The sequence below is a fragment of the Bacillus sp. FSL K6-3459 genome (assembly GCF_038003305.1).
In the GTDB taxonomy this organism is placed as follows: Bacteria; Bacillota; Bacilli; order Bacillales; family Bacillaceae; genus Bacillus; species Bacillus pumilus_O.
The window spans coordinates 2,768,045-2,791,906 of the sequence record NZ_JBBOOW010000001.1; the positions used below are offsets into that span (position 1 = coordinate 2,768,045).

Genomic DNA, 23,862 nt, shown 5'->3' on the forward strand with positions numbered 1-23,862 from the left:
CGTAATATAAAAACACGGCTTCTTTATCCCCATCCTTTATTAGTTTTTTGCTGCTTCTTCTAAATCTTCAATTTCGTCTTCAAAACCATTGATTTCAATGGCCTTGTTTAACCAGTTTGCGTATTCACCGCCGACAGATAATACACGTTTTGCGACTTCAACTGGATCTTGTGTGCTGTAAGCTTCTCTTAATTCCTTTGAGCGGAAATCTGGGTAAATCGTTGATTCAATGGCAATGCGTGCGTAGAATCGTTGGCTGTCTAAGTCTTTCACGCGGCCTCTTCCTTTGACATTTTTGAAAGTCGTGTTTTCTTTTTCCAGTTCATCAATGCGTTCAGTTGTAATGGCTTTAAAGACAAAAGGAATGACATTCCCTTTTTTATCAACAAAACGCTTAGAAATTGGCACTTTGACCTCTTCTGCTTCTACTGTTTGTCCTGGCATAAAAAATGAAAGATCAAATGTTTGTTTTTCGCTCATGTTTAAAAACTCCCTTTGTTATGTTTTTTTGAATGCAAAAAAGCACATCCATTTTTGAATGTGCTTTCCAATCTTTTCATGTATAATTTAATATGTACAATTGAACGGCTAGCTCAAGGGTGTCTGGCTCATCCCCCGATAGGAAGGGGGTGATGCTCATGTCAACATTTCAAGCACTAATGTTAATGCTTGCTTTCGGGTCATTTATCATAACCCTGTTGACGTATATAGACAAAAAATAGACTCCCCCTTGAGCTTTGGTAGGTAAAAGGGAAAGTCTATCCTTAAGTATCCTATTCGATTAGCCAGCCCCTTGAGGGCCGAATTGTACATTGCCGGGATGTTGACGCATCCTGGCTTCTTTTTATTTTATGCAAAGTACTTTGCATGTAAACATATTTCTAAGAAACTTTTTTGAGTTACACAGTCACTCTTTTGTAGCTACTCTGTAACTATGAAAAATTATACCATATTGCTGAATAAAATAAAATCAACATCTATTTTCGTCATTTGTATGCCTTTTAGGCATTAAAAAGAATTCTTCAGCTTTTCAGGAAGATCAAAGTCCTCGAACGTAAACGGAACTTCTTCTTCTAGTGCTTCTGAATCGACATCCAGTCCAGCAATTTTAGCTGAATCAAAGTTGACATCAAATAATGTTACACGCTCAGTACCTCGGCCTGATGATTTATCGTCAATCACCGCTTGAAGAGTGAAATAAGGATCTTCCCCTTTTTTCACATAGTTGAGCATTAATTGAACGAAACGAGATGTAACTTTATAGAATGTGGCCGTTCCTGTTCCATTTGCCCCTGTTGTTTTATGACCAGTCATTCTTCGGCCCATCACGTTGACTTCTGATTTATTTTTCTCCACGTTTGCTTCAAACGTTTTGATAAAGGCAAGCTCCTCACCTTCTAAGAAAAGACGACCTTCTTTACCTGAAATTGTATTTTGCGCTTTAAAAGCCATCTTACTTCACCTCCACATTGAAATAGAATTTTTCTGCTGCATCTACTGGTTGAACAGCTAGATCGATGATAAATCCATCACGATCTTCATTGAGACCGATGACGATATCTGTTTCTGAATTAAAGCCTGTAATGCCGCTGCCATCTTGAAGCTGCGTGAGATACTGTGTAATCAGTGTTTTCACAAGTTGCACTCCATCATCGGATGCTGGGATGTCATTGCCATTGGCTTTGCGTAATTTAATCAGATTTTTTAATTCAAACGTTAAATCATTGTTGATGGCATCAAGCACACGAATGATTTTGTTTTTCGCCATTTGCTGATTCTTTTCAGCTGTGAAGCTTGTTAAAGAGTTAATATCTTTTTCAACACTCACCGTGCGGTCTCTTGCATCAAATGTGAAAAGGAACTCCCCTTGTGATAATCGGTATTCTACTTGATCATTATCAAGGCGTTCTAATGTATCCACTGCTCCTTCGTATTCAACAAAGGTGAGTGACTGATTGAAGTTTGCACCTGCACTTGCCCCTGCAACCCAAGCTGTTGTTTGAGCAGGTGTTAGTTCTGTTCCATCTTCCAGCACGACACCACTTGTCACATTAATGATGCCTTCTTGGTCAGCTGCATAGTTCGCGACAACGCCTTGCACCTTACGTCCTTGCTTATCACGTAGACGCTCGATAAATGAAGCGAAGGTTGCTTTTAATTGCTCACTATTATCGACTGGGAGCGCAATGACATCAAAGTATTCTGTTTCTGCTGCTTCTAGGAAAGCGGTATAATCTGCGACACTTGCCACACCGTTTTTTCCGCCGCTTAGTGCCACACCAGCTGTGATGACTGCTTCCCCTTCACCTGAAAATTGAACATATTTGTTTTTCACAAGATCTTTGATATCCGTCACAATCTGCTTATCCACAATATCTGTTCCAAGATAAGTAATGACGTCACGTTTTTTGCTGTCGAGTACATTTTCTGCCACTTGAATGGTGATCTCATTTCCCTTTAGGCCGCCATAATTAGCTGTAACCACAAAGTTTTCTGAGATTTCGGCTTTGGCCGTCTCCCCTTCATTTAGGCGGTAAAGCAAGACTGTTTGCGCTTTTTTCTTTGCTTCACGGAAAAGAAGAAGCGACTTGTCATCAATATTGAGTCCAACCTTTTTATTTAAGTCTTCCATATTGGAAACGGAAATAAAGGTTTTTGGTTCTCCCCAGCTCATCACAAGAGGAAGTGCCACCGTACCTCGATCGCCTAAAGTAATTCGCTGCTCTGCTGTTGTTTTAAAATTAAAGTAAATGCCAGGACGCTTTTTCTCTGTACCTGGTGTAAATGTGCCTCCGTTCATCCTTTAAACCTCCTTGGACAAAAAAGCATCAATGTGCTTTTTCGCTTCTGTTTTTGTAATTGGTTGATGTTTGATATAAAAAAGAGCACCTTCAAGGATTTCTGGTTTCACCCCAAAAAGATCCTTACTGTGCTCCTTTAAGGCTTCAAATGAAAAGCCAAATTCTTTTTCTTCGCCAGCTGATTGAGCAGGCTCTGCCTTTTTAGTCTTGCTCACGTTTGATCACCCCATCTGAAAAGTTGATGTCTTCAAGGCTTGCTAGTTTGTCTCGGTTGTACCAATAACTGCTATCCCACGTCAGGACAATCGCTGCTACGCCTTGATCTAACATTCTAGTTTCCACTCTTTTTATGCGGACATAATCATCAAGCACCTCTCCATCTTCACTCATCATCTGAATCATTTGACGATCAGCAAGCAATGCATCAACAATGATTTCTGCCGCGTTATGCGCTTTTTCTGAATCCATATGAAACACTTTCACTTGCAAAGAATAAGATTTCATAAACGTAGATACCGTATCTGGACCGCTGATCACTGTTACAGGCGGCACATAAACGGATGGCACTTGAAAACGCTCTGGCAAAAGTCGATCATACATTGTTACAGGAAAGTGTGTATAAATATAATGCATGATTGCCCCGACTTCTTGATTCATTTCATCACCTCCCAAAATGTCGATCGAACCAGCTTTGAAGCTTTCGATCCAGCGACTGTTCAAACATTTGCTCATAGAGCATGACAGCATGATCCCAGTAGCCATTACCATCTATCCATTGAGAGGCAAGCATCATTCCTGTCTTTGCATTCGGATCATATTCAAAGCGGCTGCCAGCCCACCTGCCAGGCACCCATCTTCGCTCTCCACTTGAAGAAGTAGCATGTCCGTCATTGACATAGGAGGCATATTCAAGCTGCGTTCCCACTTCAAGCGTGAGACCACCTTTTGACATGAGAAAATGATTCTCCTTGTCCCCTTGCGTAAAGGAGCTAAGAAGCCGGCCTGTATCAACAGCATTCTCCTTGATTAGCTCATCCTGAATGATGTCCAAAAGCTCTAGGCCCATGTCCTCTAGCCAATCTTGATATTCTGCTTTTAACCCGCCGGTACACGCTGTTTCCAGCTGTGAAAGCAGCCGGTCAAGTCCATCAATTTTCATAGATTTTCCTTCCTGACTGCCATCACTTCAATGTGATGATTTTTCACTATTTTGGGCTGTTGCAACTTAAGTGAGACGCCGTTCCACACCATTTTGTCATGCAGGCGAATATCACTTGCTAAAGGGAAATGGACAAGATAGGACTGATAAATCACTGTATTTGGCTCTTCTTGCACAAGCGACTGATTCTTTTCTATGACATAACAAGCCAGATCTGTCAGGCTAGGCGCATCAGGATAGGAAAGAGTCATTTGTAAGTCATCAGCTGGAATCCCGAATTTTCCTCGGGAAGCCTCCTGATGTTCAAGGTGAAATAGATCACAGCGGTCTGTTAAGAGAGATTGATAACTCATAATGATCTCACCTTTAATTTGGTACTGCCGCGAGTTAATGATGGTTCAATGTAATCGACAAGCAGGGCATATACATAAGGTTTGCCTTTTACTTGATCAGCTGCCTTCGCATATGAATAATCACCCATTTTTTCTGACGTAAGGCCCTTCATCATAGATTCATCATCATTCAACATGGCAAAATATTGGGCCATCTTTAATAATGCGATTCTTGCTTTTTCAGGGAGGGGCTGATATTTTTCGCTTGAGAAATCATGACCTACGATCTGAAATACCGCAGCTTCTGCTTCGATAATATCTGCTGTCAGTCTTTCTACAGATCGATTTTTCACACGCTCAAATACAGAATAGGCTTGCAGTTCTTCAGGAGAAATCATCATGGCCTGCTGTCACCTACTCTTTCACTTTCATCACTTTTGCTACAGCATCCTCTTCCTCAAATTTGCTGTCTAGCTTCGCTGTCAGAACAATAATAAATTTCCGGCTACGAATATCTTTTTCTACTTCAATTCGAATATGACGAGAAAACCCTACGATAATATTTTTAGGGTGTGTCAGCAAAATATCTGATACGTCTGTTCCCGCTTCGTCATATGGCTGCATATTGGCAAGGCCTTTGACTGGTACACCGAATGCAGAAGAAAGTCCGCCTTGAATCACCGCATCTCCGAGAGTTGTCTGGCGGTTTGCTACTTGATCCTTCCACTCCACCTCTAAACTTGGGGATGTGTAGAATCGGAAATCCTGAGGTACACGTAAATATTTTGACGGCATCGCTTTATAGGCTTGTTTCAACATTTGGCGGCTAATTTCCGCTCCATTTGCATCCACAATATGAGTGACTGCTTGTTTTCTGACGCCATCCATTTGGGATAAAAATGGATCAGATGAAGTCGTATCTCCATTGACGATGAGCTCTTCAATATCAACTGCTGCTCGTTCAGCCAGCATTTGCATAATTGTCTGCTGAATTCCGTCTTTTTCAATATTGTTTTCAATGCTGTCGTAGGTCATATGAATTTCTGCAATGACCTCTTTTGCATTTAGATGGACAGTGCTTGTCGCTGGGACAACTCGGTCTTTCGCATCAAGCGCTTGACCTTCTTCTGCTGGACGCAAAATACGCTGGCCAAAGCCGATTTTTTCAATTTTTTGTGAATCACTTTCCATCGGAATGATGCGTGCATCATTTAAAACGGTTGGTGTGTTTTGCATCATTCTAATGAATGTGTTGGATTGGGTTGCGTTCATGAGACCGCCGGTTTTTAAGCTGGCAAGTGTCATTTCGGCCTTGCGAATCAACTCTTGATTTCTCACACTGTTTCCTCCTTATATCGGCTTATAGTAAGCCATCCCATATGGGTTTTGTCGTGTCGTTTTGTGTATCGTGGATTGTTTGTTTTGATATGCCCCTTGCCTTTTCAAGCATGTGAATCCGCTCTGAAATAGGCAAAAGCTGCTGCTGAAGCACTTCCTGCATCGCTGCTTTTTCTCTGCTGGCTGATTTCTCTAAGGAAGAGAGCTGATGACGAATTGGTGCAACGACTTGTTCGAGCACTTTTTGGACAGGTTCTTCCCCTGTTTGTTCTGTTTCCTGCTGTTCAGCCTGCTGCAAGACGTTTTCGATGGCTTTTTTTGCTTTTTCGAGCTCTTGCACTTGATCCGTCGTCAAAGCAGACTCTTCTTTTAGTACGTCTGCTGGCCTTTCTCCAATCGCTTGAAGTACATTCTCTGTCGTCAGGATGTCCTGCACGATTGGAATGAGCTGTTCTAAGGAAGCTCTTACATCCGCCTCATCACCATCACTTGACTGTAAGGCTTCCAGCAGATGGTCTAAAATGTTCCAAAATGGTTGTGACATGTTTGCACCTTCCTCTTTTAAAAAGAAATTTTTCAGCAAAGAAAAAAGCCCTCTCTCATTTGTGTCTTGAGATAGAAGCTGATCTTGTTCTTCTATAGCGACGATATCCGCCGTTCCGGCCATTGAATAGCCTGTAATGTGGCCTTTTTGAATTTGATCCCAAATTTCTTGGGAGGCCTTTGTCACAAGCACCCAAGATCCTTTTCGAATGAGCTCCCCGCCCACTTCAACGTCAGCCGGGGCAATATATGATTCAACCACTTCGCCAACACCATCCTGAAAATCATGCTGCTTGTCAATATGACGGGCATCCTTCATAAAGCCGTGTGCCGCTCTTTCGATTTCCTTCGCTGTCATAAAGTCTTGATGTGCATCAGGCGTATTCGGCTCATACACGACACCGTACACGAGGCGATGAGCATCTTCTGCCTTTGTCAGGACACTGACCTCTTTTTGAAAGTCGGGCCGCTTTTTCTTTGCTTTCATCAAAAAGAATTTCTTCTTGTTCGCTGCTTTGTCCACGTAGGAAACATGCGTAATTTTAGCGTTTTTTAGTTCTCTTGGCATATGTTCACCCCCTTTCAAAAAAGCGCAACAGCTTTTGTTTATTTCGTTAGCTGGTCCGGCTCTGATTGAGGCTTTTCTTCAGCTGATTTCATGCGGCTTTCTAAAGGTCGGTGATACAGTTCCTCAGGCCATTCCTCTAACGTTTTTCCAAGAATTCTTCCTGCTAGATCGCGCAAATCGTTAGGTGACACTGCCCCCGCTTGAATAAATGGCGTCAGGACCTTGGCAATCTCTAATGGATCTCTAAAATCAGGGCCATTTAATAGAAAACGAACATGCCACATATCAAGATCCGGCAGGAAAAGCGTATTGAGTTTTCCTGTGATGAGATGTCGTTCCGGCTGAAATACTTGCTCTTCTGTTGTTTTACGCGCGGTATCTGCTGTCGCTTTGTTATAGTCTTGAGACTCACCTGTGTAAATTGGCGGAAGGCGAAACGCCGAGCGGATTTTGTTTCTTGTTTTTTCATCGTATTCTAAAAAGAGCGCATCTTCTTGCAGGATCTCGGCTAGAGATTTGAAGTTTACTTTGACATTTGAGACATCTTCTTCTCCCGTTAACCCTTTTTCTGTCGGCAGACCTTCAACTTCAAGCAATAGAAATTTATGTGCATGATCAGATCCTTCAATATCGTCCATATAATCTTGAAGCTGCTGATAAGAGGATTCTGACAGCATCCCATTTTCGACAATGATGGCACCTGGTACATGCCGCCCTTGTTTAAAATAAAGATAGTTCAGCTCTTCTGCCTTGCGTGCTCCGTACATATTGACGATGTTGCCAATCCAGCGGGGGATCCCATACGTACCGCTGCCAATTTTAAAATGAATCACTTCTGTTGCACGAAGCGGCTCTGGTGTGGTGTCATCGTATTTGCCTGTTTCACAGTTCAAAATGCGCGGATCACCATACTCCTTAAAGAAGACTTTCTTTTCGTTGATCACCTGCACATATTTGCGGAATCGTTTCTTTCGATTCATTGTCTTTAATTCGCCATTTTCTGTGAAACTGAATTCAACATCGACTGGCTCACTAAGCTTGCAAATGCGGATATGGAGCGCATCTAAATACTCGATTCCTGCTGGCTTTCCTTGTCCATCTCTCAGCACCTCTAAAAAGCCATTGCCCGTTTTCTCTCGGTCTTCGAGGACATAGCCAAGAATCACATCAGCGGACTCATCATAGTTCATGTATTTCGTAAATTCTTCAAGTCTTGTCCATTCCTTTTCTGCAGCTTTCTTTTTTGCCGGTTTTACACCTTCTGCATTAAAGTCAAAGGCGTATTCCACCCCAAATCCAAAGCCTAAAATATTCGTTTTATACGCATCAATACATTGCTGAAGAATGGTTGAATATTCTGCCATGCTTTTTAATTCATTGATGTTGTAAGGCGGGGGAACAATGTCATCTTTTTCATAGGAAAATTCATCTGCATACATTTGTTTTGTATGATCAGACATGTTTGCCTTCATAATCGTTGCTTTCAATTGTTTCATTGTATGGACCTCCTCTCTCTGTTTGGACGGACACGCTCCGAGGCGGTCTGTTTCAAATCCGTCACTTCATAATCATCCAGCGCATACCAGATGGCTGATAATGTATGCGGATCGATTTGAAATGCATCTTCCTCTAAACGTCCATCCTTATCTGCCTTATAGGTCAGTGATTGAAGTTCATAGATTGAGTGCGGACAAGCATCAGAGCAAATGATTTTCTTAAACCGTTTGATCTTTTTCGTATATTGCAAACGCGAGCCTTGGAACTTATGTGCTGCCACCATTTGAAATCCAAGCTGCCGGAAATAGTGAATGGTTTTAGGTTCGGCTGCATCGGCTTTGATGAGTTCCTTTGATTCAATGAACTCTTTTAAGTCAACGGCTGTTTCATCATCTGTTTTCCCGCGGTCGTAATATTCCCAGTAAATATATAAGTACTTTTTTTCATGATCGACGGCTAATCGAATGAGCGCATTGTATGATTCAACAAATCCAAAATCCATGCCGGCTCGTTTTAGCGGACGATCCATCTGTTGAATGGCTTCTAATACATCAGCATGATGTCTTACCTCGAATTGAGGAAAAACCTTTGTTCCATTGATGCCGAAATAGCCCTTCCTCGCAATTCGATAAAGGTCTGGGTCGTATTCTTTCAGCTCATCCAGCTGCTTCACATAGCTTTTAGGAAGAAATAGGTTATCTTCCGCTGTGGAGTGATGATAGTACGTATCTTTGATCACAACGGTGCGTTTTTTGTATAAGGTTTCGTCATCTAGGACAAATCGCTTCAGCTGTTCATCTCGAAAGAAATGTCTGTACGTCCAATTATCTTGACCAACAGGATTGGTCGATAACATCATATAAAGCGGTAAGCTCGGATGCCTCAGCCTTCCCAGCAGCTCTTTAAAGCCTTCATAAGAAACCTCTGAACACTCCTCAATCCAAATGATTGAGATGTTGTTGATCGATTTTAATTTCTCAGGCTTGTCCAGCCCTTTGAATAAGATGCTGCTGCCATTTCGAAACGTCAAGGCAAGCGGCGAACTGCGGCACTTCACCACATGATCGATGCCAAGATCGCTGACGATCTCTTGTAAGAGAGAAAAGGTTGATTCGCGGTGCGTATCATATACTTCTCGAATGACAAGTGCTGTCCGCTTTTCTTCCAGTAACTTCAAAATAAGTTTTAACGCAATGTGATAGCTTTTCGAGGAGCCGTAGCCGCCTACTAAAAATTGAAACTTCTGATTCCAATCGAATAGAAAGTCTTCAAAGTGAGGATTGACTTCTTTTTCAATCAACGGCGTCATGAGTGATCCTCTTTTCGCTTGATCATGATGTGAAGATCTTCCTCTTTTTCTTCGCGCACTGCTTTTTTTGTTTTTTCGATGGTCAGTTCAATTTGCTTTAGCCTTAATCTTCGTTCATCCTTCGCATGTGCGAGCTCTTCAAACTGTTTAATGAGACGCCTGAGCTCTCCCATCGCACGGGATTGGGCATTTAAAAAGGTAGCATGCCGATCCCATGAAAATTGAAACGAATATTCTTCTGTGCTCATTTCTTGCTCTGGTTGAATGCCTTCTACTGTTTCTTCTAATGAAGAAGGCATGTATGCCGCCTTTTTCAGCTCTTTGATCATGTCATCTTGATCAGACACATACATGATGCGCTGCGCCCGAATAATGGCAGCATATTGAATTTGAATTTGATCCCAGATTAAATCAAGCGATGTACGCCCGCCCATTTTCTCCATGATTTCAATCGTTTCATCTGAAAGAAACTGATTGAAGATTGAGTGTGCCTGCTTTGACGAATCTTTTGGCCTTTGCCATCCGTATCGTCTTTTCCATGATTTCACGGTATGGATTGAGACATTGTAATGATCTGCAATTTGCTGGTACGTCATCCCTTTCAAATAATCTTGCTTGGCTCCTATCCGTTTATCTTTCATTTACATTCACCTGCTGCCTCCTTTTAATTCGAACGATTTCCTGTGAAGGAATCATTTGTGTAGGGCTAGCAAACATCCGTTTGGTCTTTCTAACTATAGGTGGCAACTGTAAGACAAGTGCTGATGCATTTATTTTGTAAAAGAAAAAACGCCTATTCAGCAGCTTCGAATAGGCGTTCTTGTACTTTTTTGGACATCTTGGTCCGAGCTCTCTCCATATGTTTTTGGACAGTTCCTTTTTTCACATCTAGCATGACCGCTATATCGCTAAACGATAATCCTTGGGTTGTATGCATGAAGAATACGTCCTTTTCGCGATCCGTTAAAACGGATAAGGCTTCGTCAATTCGTTTCTTGTCCCGCTCACTGAATTCTCTTTCATTTTCTTGGATGATTGTATATTCATGTGATAAAGCCTCTAACACTTCTGGATTTGCCAGGATGGTACGCTGATAGACTGAACGTCTGTCTAATCCTCTTCGTGCACCTGGCTGCCTGCCAATTTGAAGCCATTCTACGACGTATTCAAGATCGCTGACCATACTAGCGATAATTTTTTTATCATGCTTCTCTTGATCTGACAGCTGTTTGTCTTCTTTTTCTCTAAACGGTTCATATCTTTTTCTAGCATCCTTTAATGCTCGTTTGTATTCGATAAGTAAATCTTGCATATTGACTCTCTCCCTTTTTTAAGAAAATAAAAAGCGGACACCAATCAGTCCCCTTTTCATAGGGTCTTGATCAGTGTCCGCAGGCTTTCCGTCTTGGACGTATCATATTGTGATCTGTTCAGTGATCTAGCTGATTTTAAAACCAATCTCGTGATCTACTCTTGCAAAATGACCTTTTGCCGTTTGTATAATGGTTTTTCCATGTTCAGGCACATCTATCTGATAAGCCGTTCCGACATTCCCATCTAACACGATGACTTGAATTTTTCCTGTTTCCATCTCACCGACAAATGTCCGGTTTTCTTGAATGAATAATTGTTTTGGCTCGTTCATATGCTTGTCTCCTTATTTGGTGAGGACTTCGTGCCATCACCTATCGTATTTAAAATGATTTCAATTCTTGGACGCATACTATAAAACTGGGAAACTCTTAAATCGACAATCTGTAGAGGAGCCCTATCCGCAATAGAATGAAGTGCTTCTTGAATATGGAGTAGTCGTGGCTGCAAGATACTGACGTGCATCGGGCGTATCAAACCTTTTTCTGCGTATGTACGCTTGATTTGACAGTCAGCGATGTGAAGCGGCATGTCGTCGAATAAACGAATCTCGAGTGATAGTGCGTCTTTTATTTTATGCGGGCATTGCGCTTTTGCAGCTGCTCGTATTCTTTTTATCAATGTATCTTTTGTTAACAATAACTCTGTCTCAATGATGAAATGGATGATCATATTATGATCTCCCGTCATCCTTTTCCCACTGACGGATATTTTGTTCGTTTTTATTCGCTTTGAGCAAGCATTTGAGGATTGTCATGATTTTCTTCCATCGTTTCATGTCGTCTTGATTCCTCCTTTTTTACTTCAGTGACCTTTTCCGTTAATAGGGTCATGTATGTTAGCTTGTCTTCTGCTGTGGAAAAAACAAACACCGGTTTCTGATGATGAAAGGTGATCCAGCCGCCAGCTTGGACTAAACAAAGCTGCGCTTCCTTTCTGGCATCAAACGTCATCTGATGTTTCATCTTCTTCAAATCCCTCCAGGCTCTCCTCAATCTCTGTTTGATATCCGTAACGTGTCATGTCATATGACCAGTAGCTTTTTGGATATCCAAAGTCATTCATCTGCGCTACCATTGGATGATCGATGTTCATTTTGTTTGTCTCTCCTTTTCAAAGAAGTGCTCTTCTTTTAAAGAATTACTCATTTCGTGTAACTTTTGATCAAAAAAAAGCTCTTGAACACCTCTATTCAGCAGATCTGCAATATGCTTTGCTATTTCTAAGCTGGGCTTCGTTCTGCCCATTTCTATATTTGCATAGCCGCTCGTGTACTTATACCCTAGTTTTTTCGCCATATAGGTTTGTGTTTTTCCTTGTAAAATGCGTTCTTCTCGTAAATTTTCAAGTTTCATCTTTCCACCTCTTACTCAATATGTGTAAGTTATATTCATTATGATAATATACACGAAACGAGTAAGTCAATCATTTTTTATTCTTTTTGTGTAATTATTTATCTTTTCCGTGTAATTCATGATAAAATTTACTCATAACATGAAAAAAGGTGTTTCCAATGGATAATTTGACTGGAAAGATTTTAACTGAATTAAGAGAGAAACATGGATGGAGCAAGTCAACGGTTGCTAAAAAACTCGGATTAAAGGCGATGTCCACTTATGCAAATTGGGAATATGGCTTGAGAAAGCCCGACGGTGAAATGATTGTGAAAATCGCCGAGTTATACGGGGTCTCAACGGACTACCTTCTCACAGGTAAGGACAAAGGCAGAACCGATGCCGACCTTGCAGACGATCCTGATTTGCAAATTGCGTTTAAGGCTGCCTCTGATTTTTCCGAAGAAGCACGAAGACAAACCATCGATTTTATTCACTACATTAAAGAAAAAGAGAAGCAAAAAGGCCGTCAGCCAAAACAGCGAGACGACGATTGATCATCTCTTTTCATAAAGCTTTACATTGCTGGGATACCCAGCTTTTTTTATGCCTCTTTTTCCCCTAAAAAAGGGAAGGCTCATGAATAATATGTGACAATTTTCACCATAAATACTCTTTTTTTCACATATTTTAATTGACATATAATACTATTATTATTAATACATGTATATACCAAAAAAAGGAGTGTTACCGATGAAAAAATTCATGAAAATCTGTACATTGTCTTTAGCTGCTTTAAGTGCTCTTACGTTCTCTCAAACTGAAGGTGCTCATGCAGCTGCACAGCCAAAAGAACCAGTTATAGCAAAAGCTCCTATTATGAATAAAGTGATTACGGTGAACCGTACGCTTCCTGTAGGTTCTTCAATCGCCGTCTCTCTTCCAGCAAGCCAAATTTCTGTGTCGGGCGCAACATATGCCATTCAATTAGATCAAACAGCTCCGAACTTCACTTGGATTCGTGCCGTACAACGCGGATCTGTCACAGTGTCTTACTATAATTCACAAGGTGAACGTGTGATTAACTATATTACTGTTCGATAAGCAATCTAGCTTTACATATAAAAAGGCGATGACTTTATGATCATCGCCTTTTTGTATGCCTAAAAGTATTTTTATAGGCTTCATTTATCCAATGCTTGCCAACGATGATCCATTATGTTAACTTTTAATAAAAATAAGTTAACATAATGAGAGGAGCTTATGATGGGTATACACATATCTTTGTCTTGGGAAGCGATAGCAGAGAAAGCTCTGAAAAATGAACGGATCTCGTTGCAAGAAGGTCTAGATATTCTTGAAGCGGACGATAGAGAATTATTATCGATTATGCATGCAGCCTATCAAGTACGATTTCACTTTTTTCAAAATAAAGTGAAATTAAATATGATTTTTAACGCAAAAAGTGGTTATTGTCCTGAAAACTGCGGTTATTGTTCACAGTCGATCATTTCAAACGCACCGGTTGAACGGTATACAATGCTTGATCAAAAAACGATTGTGGCTGGCGCGCGTGAGGCGCTCAAGAGAAAAGCGGGGACTTATTGTATTGTTGCGAGCGGGAGAGCACCTTCTCATAGAGAATTAGATGAGGTGACCGCAGCAGTAAAAGAGATCACGGAGACCATGCCATTGAAGGTGTGTGCATGTCTTGGGTTATTAAATGAAGACAAAGCGAAGCGGCTGAAGGAAGCAGGGGTTCATCGGTACAATCACAATATCAATACACATCAAGATCATCATCCTCACATTACGACAACTCATACATATCATGACCGCTTGTCGACCCTTAAGGAGGTCAAGCAGTCTGGCATGTCACCCTGCTCAGGGGTTATCATCGGAATGGGTGAAACCAACCAGCAAATTGTTGAAATGGCTTTTGCGCTCAGAGCCATTGATGCGGATTCCATTCCAGTCAACTTTCTTCATGCAATTGAGGGAACACCACTTGAGCATCAAGAACGAACACATCCGATCAAAGCATTGAAAGTGTTGGCACTTATGAGGTTTGTCAATCCAACCAAGGAGATTCGAGTATCTGGAGGCAGAGAGTTCAATTTACGGACGCTTCAGCCGCTTGCCCTTTATGCCGCAAATTCCATTTTCGTAGGTGATTATTTAACAACAAAAGGTCAGCAGGTTCAAACGGATCATCACATCATTGAAGATTTAGGTTTTGACATAGAAGAATGTGCATTATAAAAAAAGTCTGCCGGTGAATCGGCAGACTTTTTGACAATACAATTTAGAATCTTTTATGGAAATCGACAGTGCCGCTTCCTTCCTCGCGGTCAAAGCTGCCAACAAATGTCCAGTTAATATAGCCGCCGTCACCATTATTGACGAATGTCCCATCTTCAAATACCCAAATACCAAACGTAATACCATCATATTCAACACTATCATAGTAAACCACATTGTTCAGTCCACTAAAGTCATGATCTTGGCTTAAGTTTTGGACAACGACGTTATAGTTTTGACCTGCTTCATAGAAGGCGCTGTACGCCGCATTTTTTACGAATCCATCACGATTTTGAGATGATTTTACTGCTTGTTCAATTTTATCGGCAATGGCTACTGGATCAATCGAGACACTTCCATCGACACCTGTTGTCGTTGCAGCTTCAGCCGTTTGACCAAAAGTCGTAAGAGATAGAGGGGCAGCAACCATTGACGTAGCGATCACAGAACTAACAAAAAATTTGCTTGTTTTTCTCATTATTTCTAACTCCTCCTTTAATTGGTATGTTTATGTACTACCCCTTCTCCTGTCTCTTAAACACTATTTTATGAAAAAACTTCTTTTTCTACTAATTAAGAGGGTGATTTTACTGTTTAAAAGAGCTGAAACAACAAAAAACTACTCTTTAATAAGAGTAGTTTCCAGTATTACATGAATAGGATAAATAAAATCACACCTAGGATGATTCGGTATATTGCAAAAGGCACCAGCTTGATTTTATTGATCAGTTTTAGGAAGAATCGAACAACGAAGAGAGCCACAACAAATGCACTTACAAAGCCGACGATAAAGAATGGCAGCATGTCTGTTGTTAAATATTCAGCATTTTTCACAAGTGTTAAGAAGCTTGCGCCTGCCATAATCGGCATCGCCATGATAAATGTAAAGTCAGCTGCCGCACGGTGATTCAAACCAAGAATAACCCCACCTGCGATCGTCGAACCTGAGCGAGAGAAGCCTGGCCATAACGCCAAACATTGAAACAGTCCGATATAAAGCGCCTGTTTGTACGTCATGTTATCGACAGAGCTTGTTTCTGTTTTACGTTTATTGATCCAGTCAGCGACAAGCATCAGCACTGCGCCTAAAATCAAGCCGACAGCAACTGTTCTCACGTCAAACAAGTATTTATCAATATAGTCTTCAAATAAGAATCCTAAAATCACGGCTGGAACGAGTCCTACTGCGATTTGAGCAATGGTCAGCTTATGCCCGCTACGCTTTTGTTCTTCGGTGATATTTTTCTTTATGCCTAACAAGTTCAAAATCCGATCCTTGAACACAATCATGACTGCTAAAATAGAACCTAACTGAATCACGACTTTAAAAGTGTTTGCCGCCTCTGGCGTAATGATTTCCTTTGATTTTAACCATAGATCATCGACAATGATCATGTGACCTGTAGATGAGACAGGTGCATACTCTGTTAATCCTTCGACAATTCCTAAAACCAGTGCCACGAATAAATCCCATAGATTCATGATTTTCTTTCCTTTCAATTCTGATCTTTTGAACAGGTCAACCATCTATGTCCACATAAAGACAAGCTTCCTTCATCGAAAGCTCGTCTTTATGATACTATATTTTTTTCAAAAAAAGATTATGACATTAAACCTTTTCTTCTTTATACAAATTGGATCGCATTTTGAACCAATCAAACAAGTGGGTCGTGATGACCTTTAGGACGGCATATGTCGGAATCGCAACAATGATGCCGACTACGCTGAACAATTTACCTGCTGTTAATAGAACAAAGATAATTGTAATCGGGTGGATATGAAGGTTTTTCCCCATGACCTGAGGTGAAATAAATTTTCCTTCAATGAGCTGAACCACTGTCCAGACAATGATCAGTTTTAAAAGCATCACTGGTGATGTCACAAGTGCAATGACAATCGCTGGTGTAATCGCAATCGTCGGACCAAGGTAAGGTACCACACTTGTACATGCCGCAATGATGGCCAGCAGCAACGCATAATCAAGTCCAATAATCAGATAACCGATTAAAAGAAGAACACCAATACAGAAGCTGACGATGATCTGTCCAAGAATATAAGAGCTCAGGCGATGGTTCATTTCGTGAAGCACGATATGTGTATGTTCTCTAAACTTATTCGGAATAAATTTCAGGAAATAGTCAGGTAATTTTTTGCCGTCTTTTAATAAATAGAACAGAATGAACGGAACCGTCACGATCGAGATGATGATTTCAGTGAGCGCCCCTAAGAATGTCCCCACTCCTGTAAAGGTACTTTCCAAGATTTTCGTCGCTTGACTTGACGCTTTGCTTACCAATTCAGAGACGTTAAAATTCATGTTTTTTTGCGCTTGAGTAATGAAGTTGCTTCCCGTTAGTTGTCTAATCTGATCTTCTACCGTATCAACATATTTCGGTAGGTTATGAAACAGGCTCATCATTTGCGCTTGTAAAAACGGAATAATAGACACAATCGTTACTGTAATCATGCCAATAATGACAATATATAAAAGCAAAATTGAAAAGATTCGTTTCACTCTAAACCTCTCTAATAAATTGACAATCGGGTTTAATAAATAATATACAACCCCCGTTAAAATAATCGGTAAGGCAATGGTTTTGACGAGTACAATGAGCGGTGTGAAAATAAAGGATGTTTTCATGAAAACAAGGATATTCAATCCGATTAATAGCAGGACGAGTAAAAAGAGAACAAACTTGTTATCAAGAAAAAATTTTCTAAATCGACTGCTCCACATTTGCATAGAATTCATATCGTTCCTCCAAACTCGGGCTATTTTATGAATAAATTGTACACTACCTGATCATGATATGGTGATCATTGTTTCAGCTTTTTATCCCATTTCGCAATGGACATCACCCATACAATCAGAATTGGCTGTCCTATCAGTCTTATCCATAGCAAAGACTGCTCTGTACTTTCTTGACCTGGAAATGGTATTCCCTCTCGTGCAGCAAATAAGTTTGCAGGGAAAATGAGGACAAGATAGACAGCAATGATTTTTGCTACTACGATCCTGACATTTGGCAAAAGCAGCAAGATAGCCAGTAGCCATTCTAGGCATGCCGTTGCATAGACCATTACATATGGAAATGGCCAGCCTGGCATCATACGAGCAAAGCCGCTCGGCTCTATCACATGAAAAATACCAGCTCCTATGAATAAAAGCGCAAAGACGTATGTACTTCCTATATGCAGGACGCGCTTCATGGTCGTTTCCTCCTCTCCCTTCTATCAGAGTATTACCCGAATGAAGGAAGAAACTACCCACTTTTCGTACATTTATATCCTTTATGTAAGACGCATCAGCCTATATAAAGGTTTCATCCGCTTTTCAATAAAAAGAATGTTCTTTCATACAAACGCTTTCAAAGGATGTATAATCAGAGAAAAGTAGAAGGAGGGAACGACATGATTCGATTTGCTGTCATCGGAACGAACTGGATTACCGATCGATTCTTACAGGCGGGTGAAGGAGTAGCTGATTTTACATGTACAGCTGTCTATTCACGGTCCGCTGAAAAAGGCCAGGCATTTGCCGAAAAATACGGTATTGATACAGTTTTTACGAACTTACATGAAATGGCAGAAAGTGATGCGTTTGATGCTGTGTATATTGCGAGTCCAAATGCCCTTCATAAGGAGCAGGCTATGTTGATGATGGAGCATCAAAAGCATGTTTTATGCGAAAAACCATTTGCCTCACACCGAAAAGAAGTGGAAGAGATGATTGCTACAGCAAAAAAACATCAAGTGTGTTTAATGGAAGCGATGAAAACGACATTTCTGCCCAACTTTCTTCAAATCAAACAGCATATTGATCAGCTCGGACCCATTCGGCAAGTGGTCGCTCATTACTGTAAATATTCCTCAAGATATGATGCCTATCGAAGTGGTGAGATTCCAAATGCTTTTAAGCCGGAATTGTCCAATGGTTCTTTAATGGATATCGGTGTGTATCTCGTCTACCCAGTGATCTATTTATTTGGTCTGCCGAATCAAATCATCGCCAGAGGCTATAAGCTTTCTTCTGGTGTAGATGGGAGCGGCACTGTCCTTATGCAATATGACGGGCATCAAGCACTCCTTTTTCATTCTAAAATTTCAACGTCTCATTTATCTGCGGAAATTCAAGGAGAGGATGCGACAATGGTGATTGATCAATTCCACCGACCTTCGCGTATCACGATCAATGATCGGCAAGGACACCATACCGACATCTCTCTCAAAGATGATCAGCCAGCGATGTATTATGAAATCTGTCATTTTATTGAGTGTATTCAGCAAGGAATGAGTCAGTCTCCTGTTAATACATTTGCCTTATCTGTTCAAACCATGTCTGTCATGGACGAGGCGAGAAAACAAATGGGCGTGAGGTTTCCTGCCGATAGATAAAATGAATGGGGGATGAAATGATGAACAAAGGGCGAACATGATGTGCAAGTTCGCCCTTTGTTTTTTTATTTTGAATCCATTGATTATGTTGCCGCTAACACATCCGCAAATGCTTTCACATATGGAGGGAGATCTGGCGGACGTCTGCTCGAGACGATGTGACCATCTGTGACGACTGCTTCATCAAACCAATCCGCTCCAGCATTTGTCATATCATCTTTAATACCAGGTGTGCTTGTCACTTTTTTACCTTGCAGGATTCCTGCTGAAATCAGCACCCAGCCCGCATGGCAAATTTGCCCGATTGGTTTCTCCTTTTTATCAAATGAACGAACGATATTTAACACTTCTGGATAACGGCGCAGTTTATCAGGCGCCCATCCTCCAGGGACAAGCACGGCATCATATTCATCTGCTTGAATGGAATAAAAATCTGTATCAGATACAGCCGGCACACCGTACTTCCCGGTGTACTCATGATTCGCTTTTTCTCCTACAAGGTGCACAGTTGCCCCTTCTTCTCTTAAACGCAGAACCGGATACCATAGCTCTAAATCTTCAAAATCATCACTGACTAACGCAATGACCTTCTTATCTGATAAACGCATAACATCTCTCCTATTCTTTCGATTTCCTCTATTGTACGAGATGACCTCTATAAAAGAAAAGCGGTTCCCCTTGAGGAGAACCACTTGATCTTATTCGTTGATCTTGAATTTTTTAATTAAATCACGTAATTCTTCCGCCATTTGGGAAAGAGTCGTAGAAGAAGAACTAATCTCTTCCATAGAAGCAAGCTGCTCTTCAGCAGATGCAGCGATATCTTGGATGCTTGCTGAACTCTCTCGTGATACATCAGCAATTTCATTTACTGCTTTAGAAATTTGCTCAGATCCTTTTGAAAGCTCGCGTACTGTTGTATTCATGTCATTAATTCTTGTAGCGATTTCCGCTGTTTGCTGATTAATTTGTGAGAAGCTTTCTTTCGTTTGATCTGTAATGGAAAGACCATTCTTCACTTCTTCATTCACTGATTTGAACATATTTTGAGATGTTTCGATTTCGGATACGATTTCTTTCACAAGCTTTTCAATCTCTTTTGCTGAATCTGATGATTGAACTGCAAGTTTACGCACTTCCTCTGCAACTACAGAGAAGCCTCTGCCTGACTCACCTGCACGTGCTGCTTCAATGGCAGCATTGAGCGCAAGTAAATTCGTTTGATCTGCAATGCCGTTAATTACGCCTAGGATGCTTGTGATATCTTTTGATTTATGCTCTAGCCCGTTGATCACCCCTTCAGCTTCTTTCACTGAATGGTCAATCGTCTTCATTTGGCCAACGGTTTGCTCTACAAGCTGGCCGCCTGATTCCGCGACTGTTCTTGATTGAATAGATGACGCTGTGATGACATCAGATGTTTCTGCGACTTCGTTTAGTCCTTCATTCATTTGTTTTAAATGAGCCGCACTTTGCTCCACCATTTCGCTTTGGTTTTCGTTGCCGTTTGAGAATGTTTCAATAGATGATGTAATATGTTCGGTTGCTTTTGTTGTTTGACCTGCGCTTGCCGTCAGTTCTTCAGATGAAGATGCCACGTTTTCTACAGATGTTTGTACTGCTTGGATGACATCTCTTAATGACTCACTCATCTCATTAAAACTTGTGCCTAGCTGTCCAATCTCATCTTTTGACCGGACATCAATTTTTTCTGTTAAATCTCCCTCACTGATCTTCTTTGAAGAAGACACAAGTATAGAAAGTGGTTTTGTAATGGAACGGATGATAAAGAAGATCAGAATCCCGCCAATGACGAGCGCGCCAGCTAAAATGATAGCGGCCATGTTAAAGACTGGCTGTGCAGCTTCTTCTACTTCTGTCACAAACATCGTACCGACAATTTTCCAGCCCGTCGCTTTGTTTGTGGTGAATTCCATTTGCTTTTCTTTTCCTTCAAACATATAACTCATAGAACCTTCGTCTTGTGAATAAAGCTTTTCTAGCCATTCACCAGATAATTTTGTTCCCGCTTTTTTCGTAGGATGGGCCACAAAGGTACGATCCGGACTTCCGATAAAGGCATAGCCTTGTTTCCCAATGTTTATGCTATTTGATTCTTTTACTAGATTCGCAATGTCTAGGTTCATTGCAATAACTCCTGATCCGTCCTCTAACTTTTTAGAGATGGTGACCACAAGCGTACCTGTAGAAGCTGTTGGATACGGTGCTGAAACAGACAGCTCTCCGTTTTTCGCCCAGCCGTCTTTATACCAATCCCGCTCCGTTGCGACATAGTCAGCAGGCATTTTTTTGTTAGGATATCTCGAAAACACTTTGCCATCACTTGAAGCGACAAAAACGCCTTCTGTGTCATCATTCATACTCATGAACTGCTCAAAGCGCCCTTGAATATCTGTCGTGCCTTTTTGCTTAAGCTTTTTCTCCGTGATCCATTTGCTAAAGAAATCGGCTGCGTCTGTTTTCACTTTTACAACCTTCGTAATATTTTTGTCTAGCTGTTCGACATTTTCCTTTGCACTTTGCATGATTTGATCATTTAAAGAGGTACTCGCCTTATGATATGAAGAGAATGCCAACACAATGATTGGGCATAAGAGAATAAATAAGAAAGAGAGTACGAGCTTTTTTGAAATAGATGGCTTCCTGAAATACTGTATGAATTTCATAAAAAAGAAAACTCCTTTTAGTAAGATAGTATATATATCGGAAGCACTACTAGGTTCTTTACTTTTTTAACTTATTAAAGTCTAAATAAGTCCAAAATACCCAAATTATATGTATTGAATGGAAAAACACCTGACGCCAAACGTCAGGTGCTTTCCCTATACTCTTATATTTTAAATTGTTTAATGAGCTCTCTTAGCTCTTCTGCCATCTGAGATAACGTAGCAGAGGATGAGCTGATTTCTTCCATAGATGCCAGCTGTTCTTCTGCGGATGCTGCGATATCTTGGAAGCCTGCGGAGCTTTCTCGTGAAAGCTCTTTGATTTGATTCACCGCATGTGAAATATCATTTGAGCCATGAGAGAGTTCTTTGGCCGTTCCGTTCATTTGTTTCATTTGTTCTGTCATTTCTGATGTTTTATCAGTGATTTTCTCAAAGCTGATTTTCGTTTCATCTGTAATATTTAATCCAGATTGTACTTCACCTGCTACTTGTTTAAACATGTTCTGTGATTTTTCAATTTCCTCTACAATCTCGTTCGTCAAGCTTTCAATTTCCTTTGATGAGCTTCCTGATTGCTCTGCCAGCTTCCGAACTTCTTCTGCAACAACAGAGAAACCTCTACCTGCTTCTCCTGCTCGTGCCGCTTCTATCGCAGCATTTAAAGCTAGGAGATTGGTCTGGTCGGCAATGCCGTTAATGACCCCCAGTATGTTCGTTATATCCTTTGATTTCTGCTCTAAGCCTTGAATCACAAGCTCTGCTTCTTTCACTGCCTGCTCGATGGTTTGCATTTGTCCGGCTGTTTTTTGAACAAGTTCTCCACCAGCCTGAGCCGTTTTGCTGGAATCAATCGACGATTCCATCATATGAGAGGTCGTATCGACCATATGAGATAAGCTGCGATCCATTTCGTTCAACTGGACTGAGCTTTTTTCGATCATATCATTTTGATGTTCATTGCTGTTTGAGAACTGTTCAATAGATGATGTGATATGCTCAGTCGCTTGAGCGGTCTGTCCCGCACTGGCTGTTAACTCTTCAGAAGAAGCGGCCACGTTTTCAATGGAATTTTGAACAGCTTGAATGACTTGTTTCAGCTTTGCTGACATGTCGTTAAAGCTCTGCGCAAGCTTCCCGATTTCATCGTGCGTACGAACTTCAATATGCTGGGTCAGATCACCCTGACTGATTTTCTCAGCCGATTCAGAGAGCGCTATCAGTGGCTTTCGGATCGATTTAATAATAAAATAAATCGCGATTCCGCCTATGGCAATCGCAACTGCCAGTATGATCATTGTTAAGTCGAGTACTGGCTGTGCAGCTTCTTGAATTTCGCCAACATACATCGTTCCAGCCAGTTTCCAACCTGTTGATTCATTTGTGTCAAAAAACATTTGCTTTGGCTGTCCATTGTATTCATATTTGAAGCTGCCTTGTTTTTTATCATACAACTTCGTGATGAAATCACCTGTCAATTTCTCCCCAGGCTTGTCTGTTTTATGGGCAATATAATGCTGATCTGGAGTCGCAACAAACGCATAGCCTTCTTTACCAATCTTGATGCTGTTTGTATCTTTTATGATCGTGTTCAAGCGCATGTTGATCCCAATCGCGCCAGATCCATCTGCTAACTGTTCTGATATTGTGATGAGCAGGTCATCAGATGACTTATCGACAAAAGGATCTGAAATGATGAGTTTCTTATCTCCCATCGATTGTTGAAACCAAGGTTCGTTTTTTGCACTCGCGGCACTATCTTTATGAATCTCGGAATATTCGGTTAGTATACCATTTTGATCTGCAATGAATACTTCCACAATATCTTCGTCGGTTTCCGATAATTGCTCAAATTTCACCTTAAGTAAATCCTTGTTTTTAGAAGTCAATTCGCTCTTTTTCACTGATTTGGACAAATAAGTAACGATATCAATTTTAGGCTGTACATCTTTATTAATGAGTTCGTTTAATTGCTGAACACCATTTGCAGCACTAGACATAATCTCATCATTGAGAGATTTTGATGCCAGTTCATAAGAAAATGCTGCCAATACGAGAATTGGCACTAGGAGAATCGCTAAGAATGCAGTAATTAATTTCTTCGACATTGTAAAGTGCTTAAAAAAGTTGATTTTTTTCATGACTCTACTCCTTTTGAATTATGATTTGTGGTCTTCCCCTTCTATTCTTAGGTAATATGAATTATTTTTCAAGGATTAATGTTCAA

General features: G+C 40.8%; 31 protein-coding genes and 1 pseudogene. 5 read left to right on the forward strand and 27 right to left on the reverse strand.

The window, feature by feature from the left end; all coding sequences use genetic code 11:
* Nucleotides 1-39 precede the first annotated feature (39 nt).
* On the reverse strand, nucleotides 40-480 hold the full coding sequence (locus MHI35_RS14145; protein WP_012011040.1) for a phage tail assembly chaperone: 441 nt from the start codon (nucleotides 478-480) through the stop codon (nucleotides 40-42).
* A gap of 152 nt (nucleotides 481-632) precedes the next feature.
* Between MHI35_RS14145 and MHI35_RS14150 the strand changes: the two genes are divergently transcribed.
* On the forward strand, nucleotides 633-722 hold the full coding sequence (locus tag MHI35_RS14150) for a putative holin-like toxin (RefSeq protein WP_080772987.1): 90 nt from the start codon (nucleotides 633-635) through the stop codon (nucleotides 720-722).
* Between the two features lie 286 nt (nucleotides 723-1,008).
* On the opposite strand, the gene MHI35_RS14155 is transcribed toward MHI35_RS14150, so the two are convergent.
* The 18 genes from MHI35_RS14155 to MHI35_RS14240 form a co-directional block, all read right to left on the reverse strand.
* A complete protein-coding gene (locus tag MHI35_RS14155) occupies nucleotides 1,009-1,452 on the reverse strand; it encodes a phage tail tube protein (protein ID WP_003213309.1) in 444 nt (147 codons plus the stop codon).
* Between the two features lies 1 nt (nucleotide 1,453).
* Nucleotides 1,454-2,800 (reverse strand): phage tail sheath family protein, encoded by a 1,347-nt coding sequence (locus MHI35_RS14160; RefSeq protein ID WP_211064069.1) that lies wholly within the window; start codon nucleotides 2,798-2,800, stop codon nucleotides 1,454-1,456.
* Between the two features lie 3 nt (nucleotides 2,801-2,803).
* Nucleotides 2,804-3,016, reverse strand: a complete 213-nt coding sequence (locus tag MHI35_RS14165) for a hypothetical protein (protein WP_144484909.1) — start codon at nucleotides 3,014-3,016, stop codon at nucleotides 2,804-2,806.
* Nucleotides 3,003-3,458: a phage portal protein gene (locus tag MHI35_RS14170; RefSeq protein ID WP_144522361.1), complete on the reverse strand. Its 456-nt coding sequence runs from the start codon at nucleotides 3,456-3,458 to the stop codon at nucleotides 3,003-3,005. Before MHI35_RS14170 ends, MHI35_RS14165 begins: the two co-directional genes overlap by 14 nt.
* A 4-nt stretch (nucleotides 3,459-3,462) precedes the next feature.
* On the reverse strand, nucleotides 3,463-3,960 hold the full coding sequence (locus MHI35_RS14175) for an HK97 gp10 family phage protein (RefSeq protein WP_211064068.1): 498 nt from the start codon (nucleotides 3,958-3,960) through the stop codon (nucleotides 3,463-3,465).
* Complete coding sequence (locus MHI35_RS14180) at nucleotides 3,957-4,313, reverse strand: YqbH/XkdH family protein (RefSeq protein ID WP_058013843.1); 357 nt, start codon at nucleotides 4,311-4,313, stop codon at nucleotides 3,957-3,959. The genes MHI35_RS14175 and MHI35_RS14180 overlap by 4 nt, the downstream gene beginning before the upstream one ends.
* Nucleotides 4,310-4,693 carry a protein YqbG gene (gene yqbG, locus MHI35_RS14185; protein ID WP_144522359.1) on the reverse strand — a complete coding sequence of 128 codons (384 nt, stop codon included), beginning with the start codon at nucleotides 4,691-4,693 and terminating at the stop codon, nucleotides 4,310-4,312. The genes MHI35_RS14180 and yqbG overlap by 4 nt, the downstream gene beginning before the upstream one ends.
* A gap of 13 nt (nucleotides 4,694-4,706) precedes the next feature.
* Nucleotides 4,707-5,630, reverse strand: coding sequence for a phage major capsid protein (locus MHI35_RS14190; RefSeq protein WP_335349059.1), 924 nt, complete (start codon nucleotides 5,628-5,630; stop codon nucleotides 4,707-4,709).
* 22 nt (nucleotides 5,631-5,652) lie between these two features.
* The gene (locus MHI35_RS14195; RefSeq protein ID WP_144522358.1) at nucleotides 5,653-6,741 is read right to left on the reverse strand and encodes an XkdF-like putative serine protease domain-containing protein; all 1,089 of its coding nucleotides are present in this window, start codon (nucleotides 6,739-6,741) and stop codon (nucleotides 5,653-5,655) included.
* Nucleotides 6,742-6,779: 38 nt separating this feature from the next.
* A complete protein-coding gene (locus MHI35_RS14200) occupies nucleotides 6,780-8,237 on the reverse strand; it encodes a phage portal protein (protein ID WP_012011049.1) in 1,458 nt (485 codons plus the stop codon).
* A complete protein-coding gene (locus tag MHI35_RS14205; protein ID WP_211064067.1) occupies nucleotides 8,234-9,547 on the reverse strand; it encodes a PBSX family phage terminase large subunit in 1,314 nt (437 codons plus the stop codon). The genes MHI35_RS14200 and MHI35_RS14205 overlap by 4 nt, the downstream gene beginning before the upstream one ends.
* A complete protein-coding gene (gene terS / locus MHI35_RS14210; RefSeq protein WP_144522355.1) occupies nucleotides 9,544-10,188 on the reverse strand; it encodes a phage terminase small subunit in 645 nt (214 codons plus the stop codon). Before terS ends, MHI35_RS14205 begins: the two co-directional genes overlap by 4 nt.
* Nucleotides 10,189-10,340: 152 nt before the next feature.
* On the reverse strand, nucleotides 10,341-10,859 hold the full coding sequence (locus MHI35_RS14215) for a sigma-70 family RNA polymerase sigma factor (RefSeq protein WP_144522354.1): 519 nt from the start codon (nucleotides 10,857-10,859) through the stop codon (nucleotides 10,341-10,343).
* Between the two features lie 126 nt (nucleotides 10,860-10,985).
* The gene (locus MHI35_RS14220) at nucleotides 10,986-11,192 is read right to left on the reverse strand and encodes an XtrA/YqaO family protein (protein ID WP_144522353.1); all 207 of its coding nucleotides are present in this window, start codon (nucleotides 11,190-11,192) and stop codon (nucleotides 10,986-10,988) included.
* Entirely contained in the window at nucleotides 11,189-11,590 is a 402-nt protein-coding gene (locus tag MHI35_RS14225; RefSeq protein WP_144522352.1) for a holliday junction resolvase, read from the reverse strand. The genes MHI35_RS14220 and MHI35_RS14225 overlap by 4 nt, the downstream gene beginning before the upstream one ends.
* A gap of 50 nt (nucleotides 11,591-11,640) precedes the next feature.
* Entirely contained in the window at nucleotides 11,641-11,883 is a 243-nt protein-coding gene (locus tag MHI35_RS14230) for a hypothetical protein (RefSeq protein ID WP_249407442.1), read from the reverse strand.
* Nucleotides 11,861-12,013 carry a hypothetical protein gene (locus tag MHI35_RS14235; RefSeq protein WP_162900861.1) on the reverse strand — a complete coding sequence of 51 codons (153 nt, stop codon included), beginning with the start codon at nucleotides 12,011-12,013 and terminating at the stop codon, nucleotides 11,861-11,863. Before MHI35_RS14235 ends, MHI35_RS14230 begins: the two co-directional genes overlap by 23 nt.
* Entirely contained in the window at nucleotides 12,010-12,273 is a 264-nt protein-coding gene (locus MHI35_RS14240) for a helix-turn-helix transcriptional regulator (RefSeq protein ID WP_012011056.1), read from the reverse strand. The genes MHI35_RS14235 and MHI35_RS14240 overlap by 4 nt, the downstream gene beginning before the upstream one ends.
* A 158-nt stretch (nucleotides 12,274-12,431) precedes the next feature.
* Between MHI35_RS14240 and MHI35_RS14245 the strand changes: the two genes are divergently transcribed.
* The 3 genes from MHI35_RS14245 to bioB all read left to right on the forward strand — a co-directional run bounded on the left by MHI35_RS14245 (nucleotide 12,432) and on the right by bioB (nucleotide 14,514).
* Nucleotides 12,432-12,809, forward strand: a complete 378-nt coding sequence (locus MHI35_RS14245) for a helix-turn-helix domain-containing protein (RefSeq protein ID WP_144522350.1) — start codon at nucleotides 12,432-12,434, stop codon at nucleotides 12,807-12,809.
* A 196-nt stretch (nucleotides 12,810-13,005) separates the two neighbouring features.
* Entirely contained in the window at nucleotides 13,006-13,356 is a 351-nt protein-coding gene (locus MHI35_RS14250; protein ID WP_144522349.1) for a hypothetical protein, read from the forward strand.
* 162 nt (nucleotides 13,357-13,518) lie between these two features.
* Nucleotides 13,519-14,514: a biotin synthase BioB gene (gene bioB, locus MHI35_RS14255; protein ID WP_211064065.1), complete on the forward strand. Its 996-nt coding sequence runs from the start codon at nucleotides 13,519-13,521 to the stop codon at nucleotides 14,512-14,514.
* A gap of 43 nt (nucleotides 14,515-14,557) precedes the next feature.
* Here the strand turns inward: bioB and MHI35_RS14260 are convergent, their stop codons facing one another.
* The 4 genes from MHI35_RS14260 to MHI35_RS14275 form a co-directional block, all read right to left on the reverse strand.
* Nucleotides 14,558-15,031: a hypothetical protein gene (locus tag MHI35_RS14260; protein WP_003212767.1), complete on the reverse strand. Its 474-nt coding sequence runs from the start codon at nucleotides 15,029-15,031 to the stop codon at nucleotides 14,558-14,560.
* 170 nt (nucleotides 15,032-15,201) lie between these two features.
* The gene (locus MHI35_RS14265; RefSeq protein ID WP_211064064.1) at nucleotides 15,202-16,035 is read right to left on the reverse strand and encodes an undecaprenyl-diphosphate phosphatase; all 834 of its coding nucleotides are present in this window, start codon (nucleotides 16,033-16,035) and stop codon (nucleotides 15,202-15,204) included.
* 127 nt (nucleotides 16,036-16,162) lie between these two features.
* A complete protein-coding gene (locus tag MHI35_RS14270) occupies nucleotides 16,163-17,305 on the reverse strand; it encodes an AI-2E family transporter (protein ID WP_012011061.1) in 1,143 nt (380 codons plus the stop codon).
* Nucleotides 17,306-17,370: 65 nt separating this feature from the next.
* Nucleotides 17,371-17,763: a DoxX family protein gene (locus tag MHI35_RS14275; RefSeq protein WP_144522345.1), complete on the reverse strand. Its 393-nt coding sequence runs from the start codon at nucleotides 17,761-17,763 to the stop codon at nucleotides 17,371-17,373.
* Nucleotides 17,764-17,964: 201 nt separating this feature from the next.
* On the opposite strand from MHI35_RS14275, the gene MHI35_RS14280 reads away from it, so the two are divergent.
* Nucleotides 17,965-18,948: a Gfo/Idh/MocA family protein gene (locus tag MHI35_RS14280; protein WP_144522344.1), complete on the forward strand. Its 984-nt coding sequence runs from the start codon at nucleotides 17,965-17,967 to the stop codon at nucleotides 18,946-18,948.
* A gap of 83 nt (nucleotides 18,949-19,031) precedes the next feature.
* Here the strand turns inward: MHI35_RS14280 and MHI35_RS14285 are convergent, their stop codons facing one another.
* The 4 genes and pseudogenes from MHI35_RS14285 to MHI35_RS18915 all read right to left on the reverse strand — a co-directional run.
* Nucleotides 19,032-19,556 (reverse strand): type 1 glutamine amidotransferase domain-containing protein, encoded by a 525-nt coding sequence (locus MHI35_RS14285; RefSeq protein ID WP_144522343.1) that lies wholly within the window; start codon nucleotides 19,554-19,556, stop codon nucleotides 19,032-19,034.
* 90 nt (nucleotides 19,557-19,646) lie between these two features.
* A complete protein-coding gene (gene tlpB, locus MHI35_RS14290) occupies nucleotides 19,647-21,635 on the reverse strand; it encodes a methyl-accepting chemotaxis protein TlpB (RefSeq protein WP_335349060.1) in 1,989 nt (662 codons plus the stop codon).
* A gap of 164 nt (nucleotides 21,636-21,799) precedes the next feature.
* Nucleotides 21,800-22,747: a methyl-accepting chemotaxis protein gene (locus MHI35_RS18910; protein ID WP_391509622.1), complete on the reverse strand. Its 948-nt coding sequence runs from the start codon at nucleotides 22,745-22,747 to the stop codon at nucleotides 21,800-21,802.
* Nucleotides 22,739-23,776: pseudogene (locus MHI35_RS18915) on the reverse strand (HAMP domain-containing protein); the annotation flags it as partial. The pseudogene MHI35_RS18915 and the gene MHI35_RS18910, both read right to left, overlap by 9 nt.
* Nucleotides 23,777-23,862 lie beyond the last annotated feature (86 nt).